At 58.3% G+C, this 2,697-nt stretch carries 1 protein-coding gene; it reads right to left on the bottom strand.

Translation table 11 applies throughout. The features are described from left to right. On the bottom strand, window positions 1–2,581 hold a 2,581-nt coding region (locus ACOI1H_RS24665; protein WP_422440888.1), incomplete at its 3' end, for a type I restriction endonuclease subunit R. Window positions 2,582–2,697 lie beyond the last annotated feature (116 nt).

Below are 2,697 nucleotides of genomic sequence, written 5' to 3'. Positions count from 1 at the left end.
AATAGACGGCTTCCACGGCGTCCTTGAGGCCCTTGATGCGCACAAAGCCCTTCGAGCCAAGCAGTACGCTTGGATCGAAGGCGAGGCTGCGCAAATGCGCCTCGGTCGCCTCGATAGCTTCTAGCAGAGCCTGTACTCGCTCCTCGATGGGCGCAATGATTTCTTCGCCGCCCGTGCCATCATCGCCCAGCGCATACTGGGCAAGCGCGGCGCGCAAGCTTTCTAGCATCCCGTTGTAGTCAACGATCAGGCCGAAGTCCTTGCCGGGATAAACTCTGTTTGCCCGCGCTATGGCCTGCATCAGCGTGTGCGCCTTCATCGGCTTGTCGATATAGAGCGTCGACAAGCACTCCACGTCGAATCCAGTCAGCCACATCGCGCAGACGATTGCGACGCGGAACGGGTGCTCGGAGTTCTTGAAAGCCGTCTCGACATCAATCCTCTCGCCATTCCCGGTATTGAAGCCCTGCTTCATCAAGGCGCGGTGCGGGATAATGTCGACCCCCCATTTATTGAAGTCCGCGACCTCATTCTGCGCCTCGCTTATGATGATCTCAACGATGGTTTCCTCGAGCCACATTGCCTGTGCAGCCAGCTCTTGCGCTTGCTCCGCGAGGACAAGACGAAAAGTTTCATCAGCAGCGGCATCTACTTCGGCTTGCTTGGCGTCGGCGGCCGCCCTGACTTCTGCAGCCTTCGCCCGCCAGTGCGGGACGATCATCTGGTGCATTCGGGCGCAGGTGATCTTGTCAATGCACACGAATAGGGATTTTCCGGACTCCCACCTCGTCGCGCAGTGCTCCACGAAATCGGCCGCGATCTTGTCGAGCCGCTCATCGGCGGTGATGACCTCGTAGTCCTTTCCGAGCAGCTTATCGAGGAGCGCCGCCTGATCTGGGTCGAGCTCCGCTTCCTCGATCTTCTCGGCGATCCGTTCGTTCAGGTTCGTCTTGGCGACCCCTAGCTTCGCGCCCCGGTTCTCATAGACTAGCTTGACGGTCGCGCCATCCTCCTCGGAGCGTTTGAAGTCGTAGCGCGAGACATAGTCTCCGAAGATGCGCTTGGTGATCTGGTCCTGTTTGAATAGGGGAGTGCCAGTAAAGCCGATGAAGGCAGCGTTGGGCAGCGCCAGGCGCATATTACGAGCGAGCCGCCCCGCTTGTGTGCGGTGGGCTTCGTCGGAGATCACTATAATGTCGTCGCGCTCGCTGTAGGGTTTCTTTGGATCCACGTCCTTGTTGAACTTGTGGATCAGGCTGAAAACGTACTGGTTGTTTTCCTTCAGGATCCGTTCAAGATCATCGCCGGATGCCGCGCGCGGGGTGTCGTTTCCCGCAATGCCGCAGCCAACAAAAGTCTTGTAGATTTGGCTGTCGAGATCATTTCGGTCGGTCATCAATAGGAATGTGAAGTTGCCAGGCACCTTGCGCCGCACCTTCTCGGCGAAGAATGCCATCGAGTAGGACTTGCCACTGCCCTGCGTGTGCCAAAACACGCCCAAACGGCCCAAATCCGGATGCACCCGTTCGATGATGTTGACGGGGCCATTGGGAATGAAGGACTGAAGTGAAGGTTCCGCCGCTAGAAGCGCTTGATCACCCTGTTTGAGTTTTGCTGGTGTCGTTCGTTCCAGGGGCAACTCCACCACGCGGTGGCGCAGGCGCTCACCGGGTGGGGTCTGGGCCTTAATTACCTCTTGCCTCGCGACGGAGGCTACCGCGCGGTTCACGCCCAGAACCTGGTGATTTCTGGCGACCACCTTCCGCGCCGTACCCGCCTTGCTTTCGTCGAACAGGATGAAGTTTTCGAACAAATCGAGCAGCCGGTCATGCGCCAGAATGCCGTTCAGCAGACGTTCCGCATCGACGCAGCCCTCGTCCGCCTCGTCCAGCCGCTTCCATTCGTTGAAGTGCTCCCACGCGCTCGTGATCGAGCCATAGCGGGCGCGGTCACCGTTCGACACGATCAGAAAGGCGTTGTGGTGGAACGCATGGGCGATGACGTTTTCGTCCATGTAGTCGCTCAGGTTGCCATCAAACCCGGCTCGGATATTTTTGTAGATGGCCTTCAGTTCGATGAAGACCAGCGGCAGGCCGTTGACGAAGCAAACCAGATCAGCGCGACGGTTGTAATTGGGCGTCCGCACGCCCTTCAATATCAACTCGCGCACGGCAAGGAAGCGGTTGGTGCCGGGCGCGTTGTCAAAGTCGATCACCTTGGCACGGGCGGATTTCTGTCGTCCTTTTGCATCGCGATACGTGACGGGTACGCCGCCGCGCAGCATTCGATAGAAATCGCGGTTGTGCTGAACCATCGACCGGCTGACATCATAGACCGTAAGGCTTCGGATTGCGTCCTCTATTGCCGGGACTGGCAGGTCCGGGTTGAGGCGGTGTAGCGCCGCCCGGAGGTCTCGGGTCAAGACCGCTTCGGTCGTGTCCTTTCGCCCCAGCGTGCCGTCCGGTCCGAAGGCCTCTTTGTTCCAAGCGTATATGCTGTCCCAGCCAAGCACAGTCTCCAAGTGCTCGGCGAAGGTAGTTTGAACCAGCCGGTCCTCGCTATTGATCCCCGTTACGGCCATGCAATGCCTCTCACCAATTTACGCGTCGCTCTCTTTTAAATAACGGCCCACGCTGTGAATGATACCGTCGATCAGTTCGACGCAATGCGCACAGAACTCAGGTGTCATGTAATAGA

Origin of the sequence: Loktanella sp. DJP18 (assembly GCF_049310965.1) — a bacterium.
Taxonomy (GTDB): domain Bacteria; phylum Pseudomonadota; class Alphaproteobacteria; order Rhodobacterales; family Rhodobacteraceae; genus Loktanella.
The sequence above is the reverse complement of the archived record's forward strand: the minus strand, read 5'-3'. Positions and strand labels throughout refer to the sequence as shown.